This window comes from Nocardiopsis sp. iso_237 (genome assembly GCF_056173345.1).
On the sequence record NZ_CM149669.1, the window covers coordinates 6,488,505 to 6,509,572 of the forward strand.

The following is a 21,068-nucleotide window of genomic DNA, read 5'->3' on the forward strand; positions in this document are numbered from 1 at the left end:
GGAACAGGGGCGGCTGGTCAGGAACGGGCTCTTCCCTAGAAACCCGTGTCGAGGTCTCCCACCGTGGGACCGTGGTAGAAGGTCGCGATCCGCTCCGAGCTCGGCACGGACGGGTAGCTCGGCAGCTGTTCCAGGCTGAGCTCCTGTCCGGCGGGGCCACTCAGGTGGCTCAGCTGCTGCCGGAGCTTGCTCCCCACGTCGTCACGGAGCTTGGGCAGCATCGAGTAGAGCTTGTCGCCGGGGCAGTTGGTGGCGTTGTAGTCGCGGTGTCCCACGATCGCCTCCTGCGGGTCCAGGCGGTAGACGAGGCACAGCCACGCGCAGGTGTCGACCAGCGAGGTCATGAGCGCGCCGGGCGGCGTGGACGAGGTGTAGGTGCCCTCGTTCTCGATGCCGATCGTGTGCGAGTTGTGGTTGGCGGTGTGCGCGCCCAGCACGTGCTTCCCGTCGCGGATGGCCTGGAGGGACTTGTCCCTGCCCTCCATGATGTGGCCGCCGCGGCTGATGGTCAGCTGCTGGCCGGTGTCGCTCCAGCCGTTGTTGTCCATGTGGTACCGCTGGATGGAGCGGGAGAGCGCGGCGGCGTGGCTGGTGGAGGTGTCGGACACGTTCGAGGTCGCGGTGTGGTGCACGACGATGTGGGTCGGCCCCTTGGCGAGCACCTCGATGCTTCCCTTGGGCGCGCGGGCGCCCCAGTCGGACCGGGTGTACACCTTGGGCGTCGCGGACGCGGTGGCCTGGCCGGTCACCGACACACCCAGTGCCCCGCCGAGCAGTACTCCCCCGGCGGTCAGGGCGGCCCCTCGCAGCATCGTCCTACGATCCACCGCAAGAGGGTGGTCTGTCTCGGGCAGTCTTTCAACGGCCATCGGTATGCTGTCCTCTCCGTGCGGAGCGTCACTGAAAGTAACGCGACACAGAGAACACGTTAGATTACAAAGAGTAATCAAAGGGGGCTTTTCGACCCTTCGGCGTGTTCACGGGGAACAGAAGAACCCCGCCCCTCCGAGGAGGGACGGGGTTCCGACCGGAACGGTCAGCGCGTACTAGGCGCCGACGATGTCCAGCTTGATCGTCGCGGCGACCTCGGGGTGCAGGCGGACCTGGACCTTGTGGGCACCGACGGACTTGATCGGGTTCTTGATCTCGATCCGGCGCTTGTCCAGCTCGGGACCGCCGGTGGCCTTGACGGCCTCGACGATGTCCGCGGGCGTGACCGAACCGAACAGACGACCACCCTGACCGGCGCGCTGCTTGAGGCGCACGTTCAGCGCACCGACCTGGCCGGCGACCTGCTGGGCCTCGTCCAGGGTGCGGATGTCACGCGCCTTGCGGGCACGCTGGATGAGGTCGATCTGCTTCTGACCACCGCGGGTCCACCGAATGGCGAACCCTCGGGGCAGCAGGTAGTTGCGACCGTAACCGTTCTTCACCTCGACGACGTCGCCGGGGGCTCCGAGACCGTTGACCTCGTGGGTCAAAATCAGCTTCACGACAAAGACCTCCCTCGGATATCGCCGCTAGCGAGCGGTGCTGGTGTAGGGCAGCAGGGCCACCTCGCGCGCGTTCTTGATCGCGGTCGCGACGTCGCGCTGGTGCTGCGTGCAGTTGCCGGTCACCCGACGGGCACGGATCTTGCCGCGCTCGGAGATGAACTTACGGAGAAGCGTGGTGTCCTTGTAGTCGATGTAGGACTGCTTCTCCTGGCAGAAGAGGCAAACCTTCTTCTTGGGCTTGCGCGCTGCCGGCTTAGCCATCGTGGTGCTCCTTCGCAAGAGCCCCGGGGTCCTCCCGGGGATGGGCTGGGACAATGGAAAGGTGACGCGGCCCCCGGAGGGGCCGGGTCGGGTGTTACGTGGGGAAGCCGCTGGTTAGAACGGGGGCTCGTCGGAGAATCCTCCGCTGTTGCCGCCGCCGAAACCACCGCCGCCGCCGTTGGTGGCCCACGGGTCGTCGGCCGGGGCGCCGCCCCGACCACCCTGCTGGCCACCGAAGCCGCCGCCCTGGTTGCCGTAGCCGCCCTGGGACTGTCCGCCCTGGGGCTGGCCACCGCCGAAACCACCGCCGCCCTGGTTGCCGCCGAAGCCGCCGCCACCCTGGCGCTGCGTCTTCGTCACCTTGGCGGTGGCGCTGCGCAGGGCCGGGCCGACCTCTTCGACGTCGATCTCGAAGACGGTCCGCTTCTCACCCTCGCGGGTCTCGAAGGACCGCTGCTTCAGGCGGCCCTGCACGATGACGCGCATGCCACGCTGAAGGCTCTCGGCCACGTTCTCCGCGTACTGACGCCAGACGGTGCAGGAGAGGAACATGGACTCTCCGTCCTTCCACTCCCCCGACTGACGGTCGAAGGTGCGGGGCGTCGAGGCCACACGGAAGTTGGCGACCGCGGCTCCACTGGGCGTGAAGCGCAGTTCAGGGTCGTCGACGAGGTTGCCGACGAGCGTGATCTGGGTTTCGCCTGCCATGGATCGGCTCCGGTTCGAGATAGTTCGGGATCAGGCGGTTTCGCCTGCTCCCCGCATCATCCGCGCCCCTAGAGACAAAACAGTCCTGGGGACAAAACGAGCGGGGTCAGGGGGTCAGGGCACCGGGGTGCCTAGTGAACCTCGGGACGCAGAACCTTGGTGCGGAGCACGGCCTCGGCGATGCCGAGCTGACGGTCGAGCTCCTTGACCGTCGCGGGCTTGGCGGTCAGGTCGATGACCGCGTAGATGCCCTCGGAGTTCTTGTTGATGTCGTAGGCGAGGCGACGCTTGCCCCAGATCTCCGTCTTCTCGACCGAGCCGCCGTCGTTGCGGACGACGCCCAGGAAGTTCTCCAGCGACGGGGCGACGGTGCGCTCGTCGAGGTTGGGGTCGAGGATGACCATGATTTCGTAACGACGCATGAGCGTACGTTCCTCCTCTGGACTGTTGCGGCCATGGAATCTCCATGGCAGGAGGGCAGGAGCCCGGCGGTCCGCCGCCCGGTCCCACCGGGGGCATCGCTCAGGCTCTGAGCCATACGGGACCCAAGGCTACCAGCAGCGGAGTACCACCGGCGCTGGGCCGGGGATCGCGGGGCCGACCCGGGCGACGCCCTCCACGACGAAGGGCCGGTGCCGAAGGGTCTCCCCTCCGCGCACCGGCCCTCAGCCGTGCCGTCAGCCGATCAGTCCCTGGGCCTCATCAGGCTGTTGTTGCCGTTGGCCTGGTTGTTCTGGTCGCCACCGGGCGGCGGGACACCGGGGTTGGGCTCCTCGTCGTCCTCGCACGCCGGCTGGAAGACGCCACCGCACTCTTCCGGATCGGGGCTCTCCTGATCGTTGCAGTCCGGGTCGGTCCAGTGGCAGTCCTCGGGAGACTCCTCCACCTCGCAACCGGGATCGCCGGGCTCGCACTCGGGCTCGCTCGGCTCGTCGCTGGGCTCCTCGGTCTCCTCCGGGGTCTCGCTCGGAGACGGGGTCGGACTCGGGGTCGGCAGGAACCGCTGGTCCTCGCCCACCCACTGCGGGGCCGGGAACTGCTGGTGCTCCTGGCCCTCCATGGCGATCTCCATGAAGGCCTTCCAGACCTTCGCGGAGGTGGTGCCACCGTAGACGTCACCGACCTCCGGGCCGAAGTCCAGCGGATCGCCCTGGGCGCGGCTCAGCCCCACCGAGGCCGACAGCTGCGGGGTGTACCCCACGAACCAGGCCGAGACCGCGTCGGAGGAGGTACCGGTCTTGCCTGCCACCGGGCGCCCGTCGGAGAGGGCCGCTTCCTTCGCGCCGCCCTCCAGGACCGCCTGCTGCATGGCGTAGGTGGCGTCCGCGGCGACTCCCTCGGAGAGGACCTCCGTGCCGCTCTCCAGCTCCGCCTCGTCGTCCGGTTCGATCACCTCGCCGTCCGCGGTCGTCACCTGGGTGACCATGTGCGCCGGGAAGTGACGGCCCTGGGCGGCGAAGGTCGCGTAGCCGCTGGCCATGTCGAGCGCGTTCACCTGGTGGGTGCCGAGCGCGACCAGCGGACCGACCGTGGAGGTGGTCTGCCGGATCGGGTCCACACCCATCTCGACCGCGAGTTCGTCCACGCGTGCCGGGTCGACCTTGATCGCCAGGTCCACGTAGCTGGTGTTCACCGAGTCGGCGGTGGACTGGATCAGGTCCACCTCGCCGTAGTCGACGTTGCCGGAGTTGATCACCGGGCTGGCCAGACCGGGGAACTCCAGTCCGCTGTCGCCGTTGAACTGGCTGCGCAGACCGATGTCGTCCGCCAGGGCGCGCGCCAGCACGTAGGGCTTGTAGGCCGATCCCGCCTGGGTCTGGTGCACCAGGGAGTTGTTGATCACCGTGGCCACGTCCGGCCCGCCGTTGAAGGCGACGATCTCACCGGTGCTCGGGTCGACGGCGGTCAGCCCGTGCATGGTGTCGTCGGCCGCGCTGTCCGGCAGGACGGCGAAGGCCTCCTCCGCGGCGGTCATCAGATCCGGGTCCAGGGAGGTCTGGATGACCAGTCCCTTGGTGGCGATGTCCGCGCCGGTGATGTTCCGCTCCGAGTAGCGCCGCTCGACCTCGTTGATCACGGCCTGCCGGATGTACCCCTGCTTGGGGTCGTCCAGGTCGGCCTCGGGCTCGTAGGGGATGATCGAGTCCGGGACCTCGAGCTGCTGGGCCTCGGCCTCGGGCAGACCGCGCTCGCCGCCGGTGTTCTCGTACATGGCGGCCAGCTGGCGCTGGACGTAGGGCCAGCGCTCCTTGTCCAGGTAGTTGGCGGTCCAGGAGTCCGGCTCGGGGTTCTCGAAGTTGCTGGGCATCTGGATGATGATGCCCAGGTAGGCGCCCTCGGCCCGGTCCAGCTCGCTCACGCTCTTGCCGAAGTACTTCTGGGCCGCCATCTCGATGCCGGAGGCACCGCGGCCGAAGTAGATCGTGTTGAGGTAGGTCGTGAGGATCTCGTCGGGTTCGAGCCGCTGGCCCAGCTTGATCGAGATGAAGATCTCGCGGATTTTGCGGGTCAGCGGCGGGTCGCCGTCGAGCTCGCTGTAGTAGTTGCGGGCCATCTGCTGGGTGATGGTGGAGCCACCGCCCGCCTCGCCGCCGGAGAGGACGGCGCGGCCGATCCCCTTGATGTTGATGCCCGGGTCCTCGTAGAAGGTGGCCTGCTCGGCGGCGAGCACGCCGTCGACGACCTCCTCCGGGATGTCGTCGCGCTGGACGGCGACGCGCTGGACCTCGCCGGTGGTGAGCGCGACCTCACCCTTGTCCGCGTCTCCCGTGGCGGCCCACAGGATCTGGGTGGCCGAGGCCTCCTTCTCCGCGTTCCTCGCGAGCTCCGTCGGTTCGGGGGCCATCGCGTAGAGCACCGCGAAGGCGGCCACACCGGCGATGAACATCAGGCCGCAGAAGGCCAGCGCGGGTTTCCAGGCCTTGGACAGGAAGCGCTTGAACCAGGGGCGGTCGTCCGGTTCGTCCTCGCGGGGGCGACGGCGGCCTCCGCCACCACCTCGTCCACCGCGTCCGCCCGAGGCGGCGGCGGCGCGGGAGCCCCGTCCTCCGGAGCGGCGCCCCTCGGAGCGGGAGCCGTGTTCACGGTCGCGGGGGTCACGCGGGCCCTCGGAGCGGCGGCGTCCGCCCGCGCGGGGGTCATCGGGGCGGCGGCGGGGGCGGTCGCCGTCCTCGGGGCGTCGGGGGCGCTGGCCGTCGGGGCGGCGACGGGGGCGTTCACCGTCGTCCTCGGGGCGGCGTCGGCGTTCACCGTCGGGGCGGCGGGGCCGCTCTCCCTCGGCGCGGCGGCGTCCGCCCTCGGGGCGGGGGCGCCCCTCGGAGCGGGCCTCGTCCCCGGGGGGGCGGGCTCTGCGGGAGCGCGGGGCGGGCCTGTCGTCTCCTCGCGGGGCGTCCTCGGAGTCAGGTCGGCGCCGTCCGCCCGCACGTTCTTCCCGGGGAGGGCCACCGGCCCTGCGCCTTCCGCCGTCGCCGCGCGGACCGTCGTCCGGGCCGTCGGCCCGGCGACGGCCGCCGTCGGCATTCCGTCGTCGTTCGGTACTCACGTGGTCCTCGATTGCCTCTCACGGCCGCTCGGCCTGACGATTCCTTGGTGGAAACGGGGGTCGGTCCCCCTGGGGGATCGGTGATTCACGACCTGTACTCGTGGAGCGGCGCGGCTCGGGTGCGGTTCGCCCGGTTCCGCCGCTTTCGCCTGTGGTCAAGGCTTGATAAAGAGACGCCCACCCGGGGGTGAAGGTTTTCAACAGGTCGCGAAGACGTTGGCCGCTACTTCCTCCTGATCGTTGGCCTGCGGGAGCGCTTCCCCTGTCGCGTCGGTGCTCTGGGCCGACGTCAACGTCGCCGCGGCATGGCTTCGTTCGGGGGTCTGTACCGGCTTCGCACGCAAATCAAAGGTCACGTTAGAGCGATCGAACGATATAGCACAACCCACGCGCGAGGGTATCGCTCGCTTTGGAAGACCTCGTCACCCTCTGCCTGGAACCGCCGGTCCTGGCAGTTCAGCGGCTCGGGGCCGAAGGGGGCGCAGCGTGTGACTGCGGTCACCCGGGCGGGTCGGCTCGGTGTCGTCCCTGTTCGGAGGTGTTCGTGTGGGATCACGCACCGGATCGCGCGGGACCGCCCCGCACCGTGGTCACCAGCGGCCACCCTGGTGTCATCGTCACCGTTGACCGCCTGCGTCCCCACCACCGGGCGTGGATAGAGTCAGATCAGAACAAACCAGCCAGACATGGACAGTTCTCCCTGATTTCGACGGCCGTGAGGGGGAACAGAACCGCCGTGCGCGCTGCTGACCACATACGGAATACGACGCAGGATGACGAGCCCCGGACCGCCGTCGGAGCGGGCCCGTCGCCGTGCGCTGTGGAATCCATGTTCGCGGAGAAGAAGGAGCAAGGACCAATGGGTTCGGTACGTGTAGCCGTCGTGGGTGTCGGCAACTGTGCGGCGTCGCTCGTCCAGGGTGTGCACTACTACAAGGACGCCGACCCGGAGTCGCGGGTCCCCGGCCTGATGCATGTCCAGTTCGGCCCGTACCACGTGAGCGACATCGAGTTCGTCGCCGCCTTCGACGTGGACGCGAAGAAGGTCGGGCACGACCTGGCGGACGCCATCACCGCGAGCGAGAACAACACCGTCAAGATCTGTGACGTCCCGCCGACCGGCGTGACCGTCATGCGCGGCCCGACCTACGACGGTCTGGGCAAGTACTACCGCGAGATGATCCAGGAGTCCCCCGAGGACGCCGTGGACGTGGTCGCCGCCCTGAAGGCGGCCAAGGCCGACGTCCTCGTCTCCTACCTCCCGGTGGGCTCCGACGAGGCCGACAAGTTCTACGCGCAGTGCGCCATCGACGCGGGCGTGGCCTTCGTCAACGCGCTCCCGGTGTTCATCGCCTCCGACCCCGAGTGGGCCGAGAAGTTCACCAAGGCCGGGGTGCCGATCATCGGTGACGACATCAAGTCGCAGATCGGCGCCACCATCACCCACCGGGTGCTGTCCAAGCTGTTCGAGGACCGGGGTGTGATCGTCGACCGCACCTACCAGCTGAACTTCGGCGGCAACATGGACTTCAAGAACATGTTGGAGCGCGAGCGCCTGGAGTCGAAGAAGATCTCCAAGACCCAGTCGGTCACGTCGCAGATCCCGCACGAGCTCAACGCCGGTGCGGTGCACATCGGTCCCTCGGACCACGTGCCGTGGCTGGACGACCGCAAGTGGGCCTACATCCGCCTTGAGGGCCGCGCCTTCGGTGACGTCCCGCTGAACCTGGAGTACAAGCTGGAGGTGTGGGACTCCCCCAACTCCGCCGGGATCATCATCGACGCGGTCCGCGCGGCGAAGATCGCCAAGGACCGCGGGATCGGCGGCCCGATCCTGGAGCCCTCCTCCTACTTCATGAAGTCGCCGCCGGAGCAGTACAGCGACGCCGAGGCGCACGACAAGGTCGAGAGCTTCATCGCGGGCGAGTAGCCGCACCCCCTCTGCCCGGGGCCGATCGGCCCCGGGCACGCTCTCCGCACCCGGACACGACCTAGTCTTCAGGTCGTGTCCTTCTTCGTTGACCTGCGTGTGGTCCTGCGGGGACCCCGTTTCCGCCGTCTGTTCGGCACCCGGTTGGTCTCCCAGTTCTCCGACGGGATCTACCAGGCCGGGCTGGCCGGTTTCGTCTTCTTCAACCCCGAGCAGCACGCGGGCGCCGGGGAGGTCGCGGCCGCCTTCGCCGTCCTCCTGCTCCCCTTCTCCCTGGTCGCCCCGCTCGCGGGCGTGCTCATCGACCGCTGGCCGCGCCGCCAGGTCCTCCTGGTGTCGTCGCTGGTCAAGGCGGCCCTGGCCGCGGTGACGGCGCTGCTCGTCGTCACCGGCGAGGGACCGGCGTTCTTCGTCGCGGCCCTGCTGGTCCTGAGCGTCAACCGCTTCTTCCTCTCCGGTCTCTCGGCGGGCCTGCCCTACGTGGTGCCCCGGGACCAGCTGATGACGGCCAACGCGGTCACCCCGACCTGCGGGACCGTGGCGAGCTCGCTCGGGACCGGCGCGGGCCTGGCGATCAGCGTGGCGGGCGGGGCGGAGGCCCTGGGGACCGGGCTGGTCCTCCTCGTCGCGGCCCTGGGCTTCGCCGGGGCCGCCCTGGTCTCGCTCACCCTGCGCCGCGACGAGCTGGGCCCGCACCTGGAGGAGGAGCCGGAGGAGGTCCGCGCGGCCCTGCGCGACGTCGTACGGGGCATGGCCAGCGGGGTCCGGCACATCCGAGAGCGGGTGCCCGCCCGCGACGGTCTGCTCACCATCGGCGGGCACCGCGTGCTCTTCGGCGTCTCGACGCTCCTGACCCTGCTGCTGTACGACAACACGTTCACCGGCGGCGGTGTCGCCGGGATCGCGGGCTTCACGGTGGCCGCCGGTCTGCTCGCCCTGGGGTTCTTCCTGGGCGCGGTGGCCACCCCGTGGGCGACCGCCCGGTGCGGTGAGGACGCGTGGATCGCCGGTCTGCTCGGCACGGCCGCCGTCGCGCTGCTGCTGTTCGGCCTGCCGTTCTCCGCCGCCCTGTTCCCGGTGGCCGCCTTCGTCCTGGGCTTCGTGTCGCAGGCGGTGAAGGTCACTGTCGACACGTTGGTTCAGCGACATGTCGACGACGCCTACCGGGGCCGGGTCTTCTCCGTCTACGACGTGCTGTTCAACGCCACGTTCGTGCTGGGTGCGGCGCTCGTCGCGGGTCTGGTCCCGCCGTCCGGTGTCAGTCCCCCGGTGGTGGGCGGGATGGTCCTGGCCTACCTGCTCATGGCGGCGGCCTGGGCGGTGCGCGCCCGCCGCCCGCGTGCGGTGGTGGGAGCCGCGTCCGGTCCGGAGTCCGCCGCGCCGTCGGCCCCCTCCCGTCCGGAGGACACCGGCCGGGAGCCCGCCCCGCGCGGGTAGCGGGGTGGACGTGTCGACTCGTCGACGAGTCGACTGGTCGCGTTATCCGCCGACGCCCCCGGCCACCGGCTGCTCCTCGGTGGTCTCCCGGTAGAGGCGCAGCCCCCGGGCCCGGTAGTTGTCGAGGGCGCGGTCACCGTCCAGGGAACAGGTGTGCAGCCACACCCGGCGCGTGGCTCCGCGGTCCGGTCGGCGGGATCCCAGGTCCCACGCCCGGCGCAGCGCCTCGGTGAGCATGTGCCCGCCCAGGCCCCGACCGAGGAAGCCGGGCAGCAGGCCGAAGTAGACCACCTCGACCGCCCCTTCGGGCTGGGACTCCAGCTCGGCGTAGCCCGCGGGCGTGCCCCGGTCGTACAGCACCCAGGTCTCCACGTTCGGGTCCGCCACCCGCTCACGCCACTGGTCGGTGCTCCAGGGGGCGCGGTCGGTCCACTGGTAGTCGCCGCCGACCGTCGTGTAGAGGAACCGGGAGAGCTCGGGGCTGGGTACCTCCGCGCGGACGAAGCCCACGGTGCCCTCCGGCTCGCGGCCGGGCCTGAGCTCGGCGGGGTCGGTCGTCTCCAGGTACCAGGTGGTGATCGTCATCGCGCCATCCTCGCACCGGCGGATCCGCTCCGGGGGCGCGGGTCCTTCCGGGAGAGGGCGCCGTCAGGCCCTCTGACCACGAGTCGACATGTCGCCCTCTCTATGAGTAGCCAAAGCAACACTTAATGTAGTGTCCCCCGCAGGCATTCGCGCACGAGCAGGGGATGGTGGCCATGAGCGGCGGTTTCGGACCCGGCGGTCCTTCGAGCGGGTCCAGGAGCGGGTCCGGTGGAGACAGAGGGGTGGCCAAACGCGTCGGGGCCGTCACCCGCCAACTGCCCGTCCGCGGCGACCGCCTCCTGGACGTCGGGTGCGGTGACGGCTCCCACACCGTGGCGCTCGCCCCGGGCTACGTGCGCGTCGACGCCATCGACACCGACCCCGCGCTGCTCGACGAACTCGGCGTGCGCATCGCCGGTACCGAGCTGGAGGACCGCGTGGGGGTGCACAAGATGACCCCCGACTCCCTGGCCTTCGACACCAACACCTTCGACCGGGTCACCGCGTTCGACGTGATCGAGCACCTGGACGACCTGGACGGCGCCCTGCGCGAGATCCACCGGGTGCTCAGGCCCGGCGGCGCGCTGTCCCTGACCACGTCCAACCGCTGGTTCCCCTTCGAGACGAACGGGGTCCTCTGGGGGGTGCGGCGGCGCCCCGCCGCCACCGCCCCGTTCCTGCCCTGGGTGCGTCCCCTCCACGCGCGGATGTCGGACGCGCGGTCCTTCAGCAGCCAGGAGTTGGGGCGCCTGCTGCGCGGCCACGGGCTGCGCGTGCGCGCGATCGACTACCTCATGCCGTCCCTCGACCGCCGTCCGCCGTCCCTGCCGAGCGTCTCGGGCGCCCTGGAGGGCACTCCGCTGCGGGTGTTCGGCGCGGGTATGGCGGTCACGGCGGTCAAGCCCGGACTCTGAGGGGCGCCGGGCCGTCCCTCCCCGCGCCCCGTGCGGCCTACCCGTCCCGGCGGCCGTCCTGCTCCAGGTGGTCCGCCGCCCAGGAGCGCAGCTCCGCGACGACCTTCTCCTTCTCCATGGGGCCGTTCTCCAGGCGCAACTCCAGGAGGTACCGGTAGGCCTTGCCCACCAGCGGACCGGGCTTCACGCCCAGGATCTCCTGGATCTCGTTGCCGTCCAGGTCGGGCCGGATGCGGTCCAGCTCCTCCTGCTCGGCCAGCTCGGAGATGCGGCGCTCGATGTCGTCGTAGGAACGGGCGAGCGCGGCGGCCTTGCGCCGGTTGCGGGTGGTGCAGTCGGCCCTGGTCAGGATGTGCAGGCGCTCCAGCTGGTCACCGGCGTCCCGGGCGTACCGGCGCACCGCCGAGTCCGTCCACTCGCCCCGGCCGTAGCCGTGGAACCGCAGGTGCAGCGCGACCAGCGTGCCCACCTGGGAGATGACGTCCTTGGGGAAGCGCAGGGCGGACAGCCGCTTGCGGCTCATGGAGGCGCCCACCACCTCGTGGTGGTGGAAGGTCACCCTGTTGCCGCCCTCGAAGGCGCGGGTCCGGGGCTTGCCGACGTCGTGCATCAGGGCGGACAGGCGAAGCACGAGGTCGGGTTCGTGGCCCCGCTCGCGCTCCAGGTCCATGGCCTGGTCCAGGACGGTGAGCGAGTGCTCGTAGACGTCCTTGTGGCGGTGGTGCTCGTCGATCTCCAGCCGCATCCTGGGGATCTCGGGCATGACGTGCTCGGCGATGCCGAGGTCCACCATGAGCTCGATCCCCCGGCGCGGGTCCGGGCTCAGCATGAGTTTGGTGAGCTCGTCCCGGACGCGCTCGGCCGAGACGATGGAGAGCCGGTCCGCCATGTTCCGGGCCGCCTCGGCCACCTCGGGCGCCAGGGAGAAGCCGAGCTGCGCGGCGAAGCGGACCGCGCGCATGATGCGCAGCGGGTCGTCGCTGAAGGAGTCCTCCGGGCGGCCCGGGGTCCGCAGGACCTTGGCCCTGAGGTCCGCGAGCCCGCCGAAGGGGTCCACGAACTCCCGGCTGGGCAGGTGCACCGCCATCGCGTTGACGGTGAAGTCACGGCGCAGCAGGTCGTCGTGGATGTTCGTGCCGTAGGCCACCTCGGGCTTGCGGGACTTGGGCGAGTAGGCCTCGCTGCGGTAGGTGGTGATCTCCAGCTGGAGTCCGCGCTTGCGCAGGCCGACGGTGCCGAACTCGATGCCGACGGTCCACACGGAGTCCGCCCAGCCGTCGATGAGTTCGAGGACGCGCTGGGGCACGGCGTCGGTGGTGAGGTCGACGTCGTTGGAGTCGCGGCCGAGGAGCGCGTCGCGGACCGGACCGCCGACGATCGCGAGCTGCTGCCCCTGGGCGTCGAAACGGTCGCCGAGCTCGTCGGCCACCGGTTGGATCGCGTCGACCAACGCGGCGACCGCCGCTCGCTGCGCACCACTGAGCACACCCGCCGGCGGGTTCACCCCCGTGGACGGGTTCTGGGCGGCGTCGTTCTCACGCGAAGGCTCTGTGTTCGGCACACCACGCAGGTTAGGCGGCCACACGGGGTGACCGCGAATCAGTTCGACACCGCCGAGGCCCTGTGGCGGCCCTGGTGTCGGACCCCGGTCAATGAAAGGGTGGGCCGACCACGACCACGAACAACGGTCCGCGCAAGAGCCGGGGTTCGGGGAACGCGGTATCTTCGGGTGAAGTGGTGGCATGTCACGGTCAGTCCGAGGCCACCAGCCCCGCTTGGGCCGAGCGCGCCGCGCGGGCACCCCGACCGACCCCGCCCCACCTTCCGTATCCCTGGCGGGACGGACACCTGGACCCGAATCAGGAAACCAAGCGTTGCGTCGAACTGCTTCCGCGGCCGCGGTCATGGCCATGACCGCCGCTCTGCTTCCGATACCGGCCACCCTCACACCCGCGTCGGCCGAGCCCGACGAGGAGGGGGCGGCCTCCCCGCTCGTCGTGGACCGGATCACCCCGGACGCCGTGGACGAGGACAGCACCCTGCGGGTGGCGGGCGAGGTGACCAACACCACCGGGGAGACCGTCGAGGACGTCACCGTCCGCATGCGCTACTCCCGGCACCCCTTCACGTCGCGCGACGAACTGGACGACTTCGCCTCCGGCGAGGACTGGCAGCCCAGCGCCTCCGGGCCCGACGAGGAGTTCAAGGGGAAGCTGGAGCCCGACGGCACCCTGGAGTACTCGCTGAGTACCCCCGCCGAGGACCTGGACCTGGGCTCCTACGGGGTGTACCCCATGGTCATCGAGGCTGTCGACGCTGACGGCGCCTCCCTCGGCGCGCAGTACACCTTCCTCCCCTACACCGCCGCCGACGACGTCCCCACCCTGGACCTGGCCTGGGTCTGGCCGCTGATGGACTCCCCCCAGCGCGCCGACGACGACACCTTCCTCAGCGACGAGCTGCACGGGTCGGTCGGCGCCGACGGACGCCTCGGACGGCTCCTGGAGGCCGGTGCGCAGGTGCCCCTGTCCTTCGAGGCGGGGGACGAGGACCTCGTCGAGGAACTGGGGCTGGAGGAGGACCAGGGGGGCGAGGAGAGCCCCGAGGCCACGGACGAGAGCTCACCGACCGCCGGTGAGGAGGCCACCTCCGAGGAGAGCGCCGACTCGGTCTCCCCCGAGGCCTCCGAAGAGGGCACCGACGAGGAGGCGGACCCCTCCGCCGCCCCGGAGGAGGACGGCGAGGAGGACGGTGGCGAGGAGAGGCCGTCGCGGACCGAGGGCATCCCGGTGACCTGGTCCGTCGACCCCGGCACGCTCGACGACATCCTCCGCATGGCCGCGGCCGACCACCAGGTCCTGGAGGGCCCGTTGGACGACCCGGTCGAGGAACCGGGGAGCGAGGGGCGCGCCGCGGACGAGGCCGCCCAGGTGTGGCTGCGCGAGGCGCGCGGGGTCCTGGCCGCCGACACCGTCGTGGCCTCCCCGTACGCCGACGCCGATCTGGTCGCGTTGCTCCTCAACGACATGAACGGCGACGCCGAGGCCTCGCTGCGGCTCGGTCAGGAGGCCGTGGCGCGCGCTCTCGCCCTGGAGGCCGACGACCGGTTCGCGGTCCCGGCCGAGGGGATGATGGACGAGCGCGTCCAGGAGCTGTTCACCGAGCACGGCGCCCACCGCTTCCTGCTGTCCGAGGAGGCGCTTCCGCCCGCCTCCTGGATGTCCACGACCCCCGGTGCGCAGGCCCCCCTGCCCGCGAGCGGGGACGAGGAGGCGGACGAGGAGCCCTACGCGCTGGTCTCGGACTCCGGTCTGACCGACGTGCTGTCGATGCCCTCGTGGGAGCCGGGCGAGTCGGCCCTGGCCCTCCAGCGCTTCGCGGCGGAGACCGCGATGATCGCCGGGGAGAGCGGTGAGGACGACCGGGTGGTCGTCGCCGCCCCCGAACCCGGCTGGGACCCCAGCCCCGAGTTCGCCTCGGGGGTGCTGCGGGCCACGGACGACCTGCCCTGGCTCTCCCCGGAGCGCCTGGACCGGGTCGAGCTCCCCGACTCCAAGGACCGCGAGGAGACCCGTCAGGAGCTGGACTACCCGGACCAGGCCTACGGCGACGGGCTCAGCTCCACCTACCTCGGCCAGATCGAGGACGTCAGCCGGGACGTGCGGCTGTTCAACAGCATCCTGGTCGGTGACAGCGACCCGTTCCGACCCGCGCTGGTGCGCCTGGAGTCGGTGCACTGGCGGGACCGCGAGGCGCTCGCCGGAGCCACCCGCACCCTGGTGGTCAAGTCGGTGCAGAGCCGCCGGGAGGACGTGCGCGTCATCCCCGGCGAGCCGGTCACCCTGGCCAGCCGCACCGGGACCACCGGTGTGCTCGTGGCCAACGACCTCGAGGACGAGGCCGTCTACGTGTACCTGTCGCTCTATTCGGAGAACTCCGAGCGGCTGAGCATCGGTGAGTACACGCACCACTTCGAGATCGCCCCCGGAGCCAAGACCACGGTCTACGTCCCGCTGTCGGCCCGGATCAACGGCAGCACGAACGTGCACGTCAGCCTCCAGAACGCCGACGGTGAGCCGATCAGCTCGCAGGACACGCTGATCCAGGTGAACGCGACAGGTCTGGGCACGCAGGCCCTGCTGATCAGCGGGATCGGCCTGTTGATCCTGGTCGCGGCGCTGGCCCCCCGCGCGCTGCGCAAGTGGGCCCGCAAGCAGGCCGCCAGGGCGAAGGCGGCCGAGGCCGGCGAGGGGCCGACGGGCGGCGAGCAGACCGCCGACGGCTCCGAGGCCGACGGCGTACCGGTGTCCGACGACCGTTCCGAATCCGACCGCGGTTCGGAGACGGACGCCGGCCCCGAGGGTGACGCGCCCGAGGGTGACGGGGAGCCGGGCGGCACCGCCCCGGACGCCCCCGCCTCCGGGCGGCCGTCCGACGGGGTTCCCGGCGACGGGGACCGGTCGGCGGACGGCGACACCACGGACGACTCCCCCACGACCAAGGACGACCCGGACGGCAGCGGCTCCGGAAAGTGACCGCCACACCCTGATCCGCGGCGCCGTCCCCACGGGCGTCGCGGCCCGAACCCTCCCCGCAGACGAAAGGAACCCTGATCCACGGTGGTCACCGACTCCCCGAACGGCGACGAACAGTCCCCCCGTTACACGCCCAAACACACCAGGCACCCCCACGAGGGCGCCATGCCCGGTGACAGCGCCGTCCGCCCCTCCGGCGGGCCGACCCCCTCCTACGAGGAGGGCGAGCTCCCCGAGCCCGAGGCGCCCGCCCCGGCGGAGGGCTCCGACTCCGGCGGCATGATGCGGTCCAGCATGATCATGGCCGTCGGCACCATGGCCTCCCGCATCACCGGTTTCGCCCGCACCATCGTGCTGGCCGCCGCCATCGGCACCCACCTGCTCGGTGACGCCTACCACACGGCGCACACGATCCCCTTCATCCTGAACGACCTGCTCATCGGCGGCCTGATGGCCTCCGTGGTCATCCCGTTCCTGGTCAAGCGGCGCAAGCGCGACGCCGACGGTGGCAAGGCCACCGAGGACCGCCTGTTCACCTCCATGGTGCTGGCTCTGCTGCTGGTGACCGCGGTCGCGATCCTGGCCGCCGAGGCCCTCATCTGGCTGTACGGCTCCCGGTTCACCCCGTTGCAGTTCGAGGCGTCGGTCTACCTGGCCCGCTTCCTGCTCTCGCAGATCTTCTTCGTGGGCCTGAGCGGCCTGCTGAGCGCCATGCTCAACACGCGCGGCAAGTTCGGCGCGGCGGTCTGGGCCCCGGTGCTCAACAACGTCGTCATCATGGGCGTCGCCGCGATGTTCCTGGTCGTGGCCGGTCCGGGCCGCACCCCGGAGACCGTCACGACCGGCGAGCTCACCCTGCTGGGCGCGGGCACCGCAGTCGGCATGGCGCTCCAGGCGCTGGTGCTGTTCGTCGCCCTGACACGGACCGGCTACCGCTGGCGCCCCCGCCTCGACCTGCGCGGCTCCGGCCTCGGTGAGGCGCTGCGCACCGCCGGGTGGATGATGCTCTACACCCTCCTGACCCAGGCGGGTCTGTGGATCACCACCAACATCGCCAACGCCGCCAACGTGGCCAGCATCGAGCAGGGCCTGGACGTCGGTGCCGGTATCAGCGCCTACAACCTGGCGTACCAGCTCTTCCAGCTCCCGTACGCGATCATCGCGGTCTCGCTGATCACCGTCCTCCTCCCCCGCATGAGCGCGCACGCCGACGACCACGACTGGGACGCCGTCCGCTCCGACTTCTCCCGCACCCTGCGGATCTCCGCGTTCGTGCTCGTCCCGATCGCCTTCGCGGTCGCGATGTTCGCGGAGCCGCTGTCGGTCCTGGCGTTCGCCCGGGGCTCGGTGTCGGTCGCTGACGCGGCCGCCATCGGCCAGATCCTCGCCGTGATGTCGCTCGGCCTGCTTCCGTTCACCGTGTTCCAGCTCATGCTGCGCGTGTTCTTCGCCATGGGCGACACCCGTACCCCGGCCCTGATCGGCCTGGCCAACCTCGCCGTCCACAGCGGTCTGGCCCTGGTCGCCTACCTGCTCCTGCCGCCGAACCTGGTCGTCGTCGGCGTCGCCTCGGGCTTCATGCTCTCGTTCCTGTCGGGCCTGACCATCGCCGGTCAGATCCTCAGCCGCCGTATCGGGGGGCTTGACGGAAAGCACGTGATTGGCACATTGTTGCGGCTGCACCTGGCCGTCGTTCCCAGCATCGCGGCGGGCTTCGGTGTGCTCTGGTTCTTCGAGACGCGGGTCGGGCCCGGTCTGGCCACCTACGTCGGCGCCCCCCTCGTGGGCTGTGCCGTCGGCGCCCTGCTGTTCCTGGTCTTCGCCCGGCTGCTGCGCGTCCCCGAGCTGAGCGCCGCCATGGAACTGATCCGCGGCCGCCTGCGTCGTTAGATGCCGTGAGCCCTTCCGGCCCCGCCCCCGCCGGACACCCCAGCCGCAAGAGTCAGAGGAAGAGGACCACCCCACGGTGTCCAGCGATCATCCCCGTCAGCACGCCGACGGTCCGGAACCCGGACCCGAGGAGACCCGCGAGGGCGCGTCCCGGCACCACATGGTGATGCCCGAGGACGTGCTCGACGCCTACGAGCGCGCCGAACCCCGGACCGAGCCGGAGACCGGACTGAGGACGGTCCGGGATCCGAGCGAGATCGGTGACGTCGGCACGGCGGACCGCGCGGGTCTGGAGGACGGCGACGAGATCGGCGGTGCGACGCACACCGGTCCCGGCAACATCGCCAAGTCGACGGCGATCATGGCCGTCGGCACCATCGCCTCCCGTGTGACGGGCTTCGTCCGCACCATCGTGCTCGCGGCGGCGATCGGCACCCAGCTGCTGGGTGACGCCTACCAGACCGCCGGCATGGTGCCGTACATGATCTACGACCTGCTCATCGGCGGGTTGCTGGCCAGCGTGTTCGTGCCGTTCCTGGTGAAGCGGCGCAAGCTGGACGCGGACGGCGGTGACCGGACGGAGCAGCGCCTGGTCACCCTCATGCTGCTCGCGCTGTTCGTGCTGACCCTGGTGTCGGTGCTCATCGCCGAATGGTTCATCCGGATCTACGCGGGCGGGTTCAGCGGGGCGCAGTACGACGTCTCCGTGATCCTCGCCCGCTACCTGGTGCTCCAGATCTTCTTCATCGGCGCCAGCGGTCTGGCCAGCGCGATGCTGAACGCGCGGAACAAGTTCGGCGCCCCCATGTGGGCGCCGGTGCTCAACAACGTCGTCATCATCGGCGTCTGCCTGTGGTTCCTGTCCGTGGCCGGTCCGGGCCGGACGCCGGACACCATCACCTCCGGCGAGCTCGCCCTGCTGGGCCTGGGCACCGCCGTGGGCCAGGTCGTCCAGGCGGCCGTGCTGGTCTGGGCGCTCGCCGCCGCGGGCTTCCGCTGGCGCCCCCGCCTGGACGTGCGCGGCTCCGGGCTGGGCGAGGCCGCCAGCGCGGCCTCGTGGATGATGCTCTACATCGTCGTCGCCCAGGTGGGCGCGCTCGTCTCCACCAACGTCGCCACGCGCGCCGGTTCGATGGCCGCCGACCTCGGTTACGAGACCGGTTCGGGCATCGCGGCGTACAAGTTCGCGTCGATGCTGTTCCAGCTGCCGTACGCGATCATCGCCGTCTCGGTGATCACGGCCCTGCTGCCCCGGATGAGCGAGCACGTCGCGGCCGGGCGCAAGGACCAGGTGCGCAGCGACTTCTCCCGGGGCTTCCGGCTCTCGTCGGTCCTGATCGTGCCCATCGCGGTGGCGATGATCGTCTTCGCCGTGCCCTTCTGCGTGATGATCTACGCGCAGGGCAGCACGAGCGCGGAGGACGCGGCCGCGATCGGGCGCATCCTCATGGTCTTCTGCGTGATGTTGATCCCGTTCACGCTGTTCCAGCTGCAGATGCGCGTGTTCTACGCGCTGGGCGACACGCGGACCCCGGCGCTGGTGTCGATCCCCTCCGAGATCGCCCACGCCGTCACGGCGCTCAGCCTGCTGTACTTCATGGCCGACAACCCGCAGGACATCGTCGTGTGGCTGCCCGTGCCCTACGGTCTCTACTACGTGGTGGGTTCGGCCATCATGTGGTACCTCCTCAACAGGAGGCTGAACGGACTCGACGGCCGAAGGACCGCGCTGACGCTGTTCAAGCTGCACGTGGCCACGGTTCCGGCGGCGGCGTTCGGCGTCCTGATGATCTTCGCCCTCAGCGGTCTGCCGGGCGACGTGTGGCCAGCCCTCGCGTCGATGGTGGCCGGAGGACTGGTCGGTGCCGTACTGTTCGTGGTTGCCGCCAAGTTCCTCAATGTGACTGAAGTCACAGCATTCCTTGATTTGGTCAGAACACGGCTACGACGCCGCTGATCACCTGTAATGGATGACGTTGGGTGGTCGCGTCCGGGTACGTCCCGGAAGAAGCGTGACCATCCGGTGTCCTCCAAAGAGGCTGTTCAAGCGTCCTAGCATGGACAGACACCGCTTTACCGCCAGAGCATCGTTTATCCGAGCTGCCCGAAGGGAGGCTGGGGACAGCAGACAGCGCCGAACCCCCGCGCGTGCGCCCGCGACGGCGCCACGCGAAACACGGCACTGTCACCCGTCACTCCCATCATGAGCACCTTCCTGATCGAACCCGGGGCGAAGCTGGCCAACCGCTACCGACTCGACACCGTGGTGAGCGAGACCGGTGGCGCGACCCGCTGGAAGGCCACCGACGAGACGCTCGCGCGCCCCGTCGCGGTGTGGACCTTCGCGGAGGGTTTCCCCCGCACGTCCGAAGTGGTGCGCGCCGCCCGCGCGACGAGCCGTATCCCCGACGCCCGCGTCACCCAGGTCTTCGACGCCGACGACACCACCCCCGTCCCCTACGTCGTCGAGGAGTGGGTCATCGGCTCCTCCCTCGCCGAACTCCTCGCCCAGGGCCCGATGGAGCCCGAGCGCGCCGCCGGTCTGGTGGCCGAGGCCGCCGAGGCCATCGCCGCCGCGCACGCGGGCGGCCTGCACCACCTGTGCCTGACCCCGAGCAAGCTCATGTGGAGCAGCGGCGGAGCGGTCAAGGTCACCGGTATCGGCGTGGACGCCGCCCTGCTGGGGAACAACGTCCCCCAGCCCGCCGCCGTCGACGCCCAGGGGCTGGGCAACCTGCTCTACGCGGCCCTCACCGGGTACTGGCCCGGCGGTCCGCAGAGCGGCCTGCCCGGCGCACCCCAGGGGCCCATGGGCCCCTACCCGCCCGGTCAGCTCAGACAGGGCGTGGGCGAACCCCTGGCCTCCATCACCACCCGCGCGGCCCTGCCGCAGCTGGTGGGCCAGATGGTGCCCGGCCCGCCCATCTCCAGCCCGGCCGAGTTCTGCGCCGCCATGGCGGAGGTCCCCCGGCTCATCCCGCTGCCCGTCTCCCCGGCCGAGGCCGCGCCGCCCGAGCCCGGGACCTCCCGGCGCACGGGCGAGTTCGACGCCACCAACAACCAGCGCCGGACCAGCCGCGCCGCCTCCGCCCCGGCCCGCGGCGCTTCCCGCCCGGCTCCCTCCCGCGTGGAACAGCGCGCCTCCCGTGAGGGCGGCTCGTCCGCCAAGCGCGTCCTGGTCGGCGCGGTCGCGGTGGTGCTGTTCGTGGCGGTCGTCGTCGGCGCCTGGTCGTTCGGCTCGATGATGAACTCCGGCACGGACGGCGAGGCCGACCCCAGCGTCAGCGAGACCGAGGACACCCCGGACACCGCCGAGCTGAACGTCCTGGACATCGCGGACTCCGACGGCTTCGACCCGCTCGGTGACAACTCCGAGCACGGGCAGAACGCGCCGCTGGCCTATGACGGCGACCCCGGCACCGCCTGGAACACCGAGGGCTACAACGACCCGATGGGCACCGAGAAGTCCGGTGTCGGGCTGATCCTGGACCTGGGCTCCAGCCAGGAGGTCCACGAGGTCGACCTGGTGGTCCCCTCGCGCGACTACGGGGTGCAGATCAGGGTCGGTGACAGCGACTCCGTCTCCGACGACGCCAGCCTGGACTCCAGCCTCCCCGCAGCGTGGGAGGGCCAGGTCAGCGGTGAACAGACCGTCACCCTGGACGAGGCCGCCACCGGCCGGTACGTCCTCGTCTGGTTCACCGACCTGCCCGCCGACGGTTCGAAGTACCGTGGGACCATTTACGAGGTCGAGGTTCGCGGGACCTAGTA

General features: G+C 70.6%; 15 protein-coding genes. 7 read left to right on the top strand and 8 right to left on the bottom strand.

Annotated elements, in window-relative coordinates; all coding sequences use genetic code 11:
* Positions 1-35 precede the first annotated feature (35 nt).
* The 6 genes from AC0VYM_RS29050 to AC0VYM_RS29075 form a co-directional block, all read right to left on the bottom strand.
* Positions 36-869 carry a peptidoglycan recognition protein family protein gene (locus AC0VYM_RS29050; RefSeq protein ID WP_475457497.1) on the bottom strand — a complete coding sequence of 278 codons (834 nt, stop codon included), beginning with the start codon at positions 867-869 and terminating at the stop codon, positions 36-38.
* A 177-nt stretch (positions 870-1,046) separates the two neighbouring features.
* Complete coding sequence (rplI, locus tag AC0VYM_RS29055) at positions 1,047-1,493, bottom strand: 50S ribosomal protein L9 (protein WP_017579428.1); 447 nt, start codon at positions 1,491-1,493, stop codon at positions 1,047-1,049.
* Positions 1,494-1,520: 27 nt separating this feature from the next.
* A complete protein-coding gene (rpsR, locus tag AC0VYM_RS29060) occupies positions 1,521-1,757 on the bottom strand; it encodes a 30S ribosomal protein S18 (RefSeq protein WP_013155832.1) in 237 nt (78 codons plus the stop codon).
* A 114-nt stretch (positions 1,758-1,871) separates the two neighbouring features.
* Positions 1,872-2,465, bottom strand: coding sequence for a single-stranded DNA-binding protein (locus AC0VYM_RS29065; RefSeq protein WP_475457499.1), 594 nt, complete (start codon positions 2,463-2,465; stop codon positions 1,872-1,874).
* A 131-nt stretch (positions 2,466-2,596) separates the two neighbouring features.
* On the bottom strand, positions 2,597-2,887 hold the full coding sequence (gene rpsF, locus AC0VYM_RS29070) for a 30S ribosomal protein S6 (protein WP_017545727.1): 291 nt from the start codon (positions 2,885-2,887) through the stop codon (positions 2,597-2,599).
* A 263-nt stretch (positions 2,888-3,150) separates the two neighbouring features.
* Positions 3,151-6,006, bottom strand: a complete 2,856-nt coding sequence (locus AC0VYM_RS29075; RefSeq protein ID WP_475457502.1) for a transglycosylase domain-containing protein — start codon at positions 6,004-6,006, stop codon at positions 3,151-3,153.
* Between the two features lie 859 nt (positions 6,007-6,865).
* Here AC0VYM_RS29075 and AC0VYM_RS29080 point away from each other — a divergent pair.
* Together AC0VYM_RS29080 and AC0VYM_RS29085 are read left to right on the top strand one after the other, a co-directional pair.
* Positions 6,866-7,936 carry an inositol-3-phosphate synthase gene (locus tag AC0VYM_RS29080; RefSeq protein ID WP_378735446.1) on the top strand — a complete coding sequence of 357 codons (1,071 nt, stop codon included), beginning with the start codon at positions 6,866-6,868 and terminating at the stop codon, positions 7,934-7,936.
* A gap of 75 nt (positions 7,937-8,011) precedes the next feature.
* The gene (locus AC0VYM_RS29085) at positions 8,012-9,373 is read left to right on the top strand and encodes an MFS transporter (RefSeq protein ID WP_475457505.1); all 1,362 of its coding nucleotides are present in this window, start codon (positions 8,012-8,014) and stop codon (positions 9,371-9,373) included.
* 42 nt (positions 9,374-9,415) lie between these two features.
* Here the strand turns inward: AC0VYM_RS29085 and AC0VYM_RS29090 are convergent, their stop codons facing one another.
* Entirely contained in the window at positions 9,416-9,958 is a 543-nt protein-coding gene (locus tag AC0VYM_RS29090) for a GNAT family N-acetyltransferase (protein ID WP_475457507.1), read from the bottom strand.
* 173 nt (positions 9,959-10,131) lie between these two features.
* On the opposite strand from AC0VYM_RS29090, the gene AC0VYM_RS29095 reads away from it, so the two are divergent.
* Positions 10,132-10,872, top strand: coding sequence for a class I SAM-dependent methyltransferase (locus tag AC0VYM_RS29095; protein ID WP_475457509.1), 741 nt, complete (start codon positions 10,132-10,134; stop codon positions 10,870-10,872).
* A 37-nt stretch (positions 10,873-10,909) separates the two neighbouring features.
* On the opposite strand, the gene AC0VYM_RS29100 is transcribed toward AC0VYM_RS29095, so the two are convergent.
* On the bottom strand, positions 10,910-12,433 hold the full coding sequence (locus AC0VYM_RS29100; RefSeq protein ID WP_475457511.1) for a CCA tRNA nucleotidyltransferase: 1,524 nt from the start codon (positions 12,431-12,433) through the stop codon (positions 10,910-10,912).
* Positions 12,434-12,776: 343 nt separating this feature from the next.
* On the opposite strand from AC0VYM_RS29100, the gene AC0VYM_RS29105 reads away from it, so the two are divergent.
* The 4 genes from AC0VYM_RS29105 to AC0VYM_RS29120 all read left to right on the top strand — a co-directional run bounded on the left by AC0VYM_RS29105 (position 12,777) and on the right by AC0VYM_RS29120 (position 21,066).
* The gene (locus AC0VYM_RS29105) at positions 12,777-15,407 is read left to right on the top strand and encodes a DUF6049 family protein (protein ID WP_475463295.1); all 2,631 of its coding nucleotides are present in this window, start codon (positions 12,777-12,779) and stop codon (positions 15,405-15,407) included.
* 84 nt (positions 15,408-15,491) lie between these two features.
* On the top strand, positions 15,492-17,297 hold the full coding sequence (gene murJ, locus AC0VYM_RS29110) for a murein biosynthesis integral membrane protein MurJ (RefSeq protein ID WP_475457513.1): 1,806 nt from the start codon (positions 15,492-15,494) through the stop codon (positions 17,295-17,297).
* 160 nt (positions 17,298-17,457) lie between these two features.
* Positions 17,458-19,254, top strand: a complete 1,797-nt coding sequence (gene murJ / locus AC0VYM_RS29115) for a murein biosynthesis integral membrane protein MurJ (protein ID WP_475463297.1) — start codon at positions 17,458-17,460, stop codon at positions 19,252-19,254.
* 246 nt (positions 19,255-19,500) lie between these two features.
* Positions 19,501-21,066: a protein kinase family protein gene (locus tag AC0VYM_RS29120; RefSeq protein ID WP_475457515.1), complete on the top strand. Its 1,566-nt coding sequence runs from the start codon at positions 19,501-19,503 to the stop codon at positions 21,064-21,066.
* The last annotated feature ends 2 nt before the right edge of the window (positions 21,067-21,068 follow it).

Bases quoted from the DNA above. Each gene is read 5' to 3' on its own strand.
- AC0VYM_RS29050 (WP_475457497.1), bottom strand. From the start codon at position 869: ATGGCCGTTGAAAGACTGCCCGAGACAGACCACCCTCTTGCGGTGGAT.
- AC0VYM_RS29080 (WP_378735446.1), top strand. From the start codon at position 6,866: ATGGGTTCGGTACGTGTAGCCGTCGTGGGTGTCGGCAACTGTGCGGCG.
- rpsF (WP_017545727.1), bottom strand. From the start codon at position 2,887: ATGCGTCGTTACGAAATCATGGTCATCCTCGACCCCAACCTCGACGAG.
- murJ (WP_475463297.1), top strand. From the start codon at position 17,458: ATGGTGATGCCCGAGGACGTGCTCGACGCCTACGAGCGCGCCGAACCC.
- AC0VYM_RS29065 (WP_475457499.1), bottom strand. From the start codon at position 2,465: ATGGCAGGCGAAACCCAGATCACGCTCGTCGGCAACCTCGTCGACGAC.
- AC0VYM_RS29090 (WP_475457507.1), bottom strand. From the start codon at position 9,958: ATGACGATCACCACCTGGTACCTGGAGACGACCGACCCCGCCGAGCTC.
- AC0VYM_RS29105 (WP_475463295.1), top strand. From the start codon at position 12,777: ATGGCCATGACCGCCGCTCTGCTTCCGATACCGGCCACCCTCACACCC.
- AC0VYM_RS29095 (WP_475457509.1), top strand. From the start codon at position 10,132: ATGAGCGGCGGTTTCGGACCCGGCGGTCCTTCGAGCGGGTCCAGGAGC.
- AC0VYM_RS29120 (WP_475457515.1), top strand. From the start codon at position 19,501: ATGAGCACCTTCCTGATCGAACCCGGGGCGAAGCTGGCCAACCGCTAC.
- rpsR (WP_013155832.1), bottom strand. From the start codon at position 1,757: ATGGCTAAGCCGGCAGCGCGCAAGCCCAAGAAGAAGGTTTGCCTCTTC.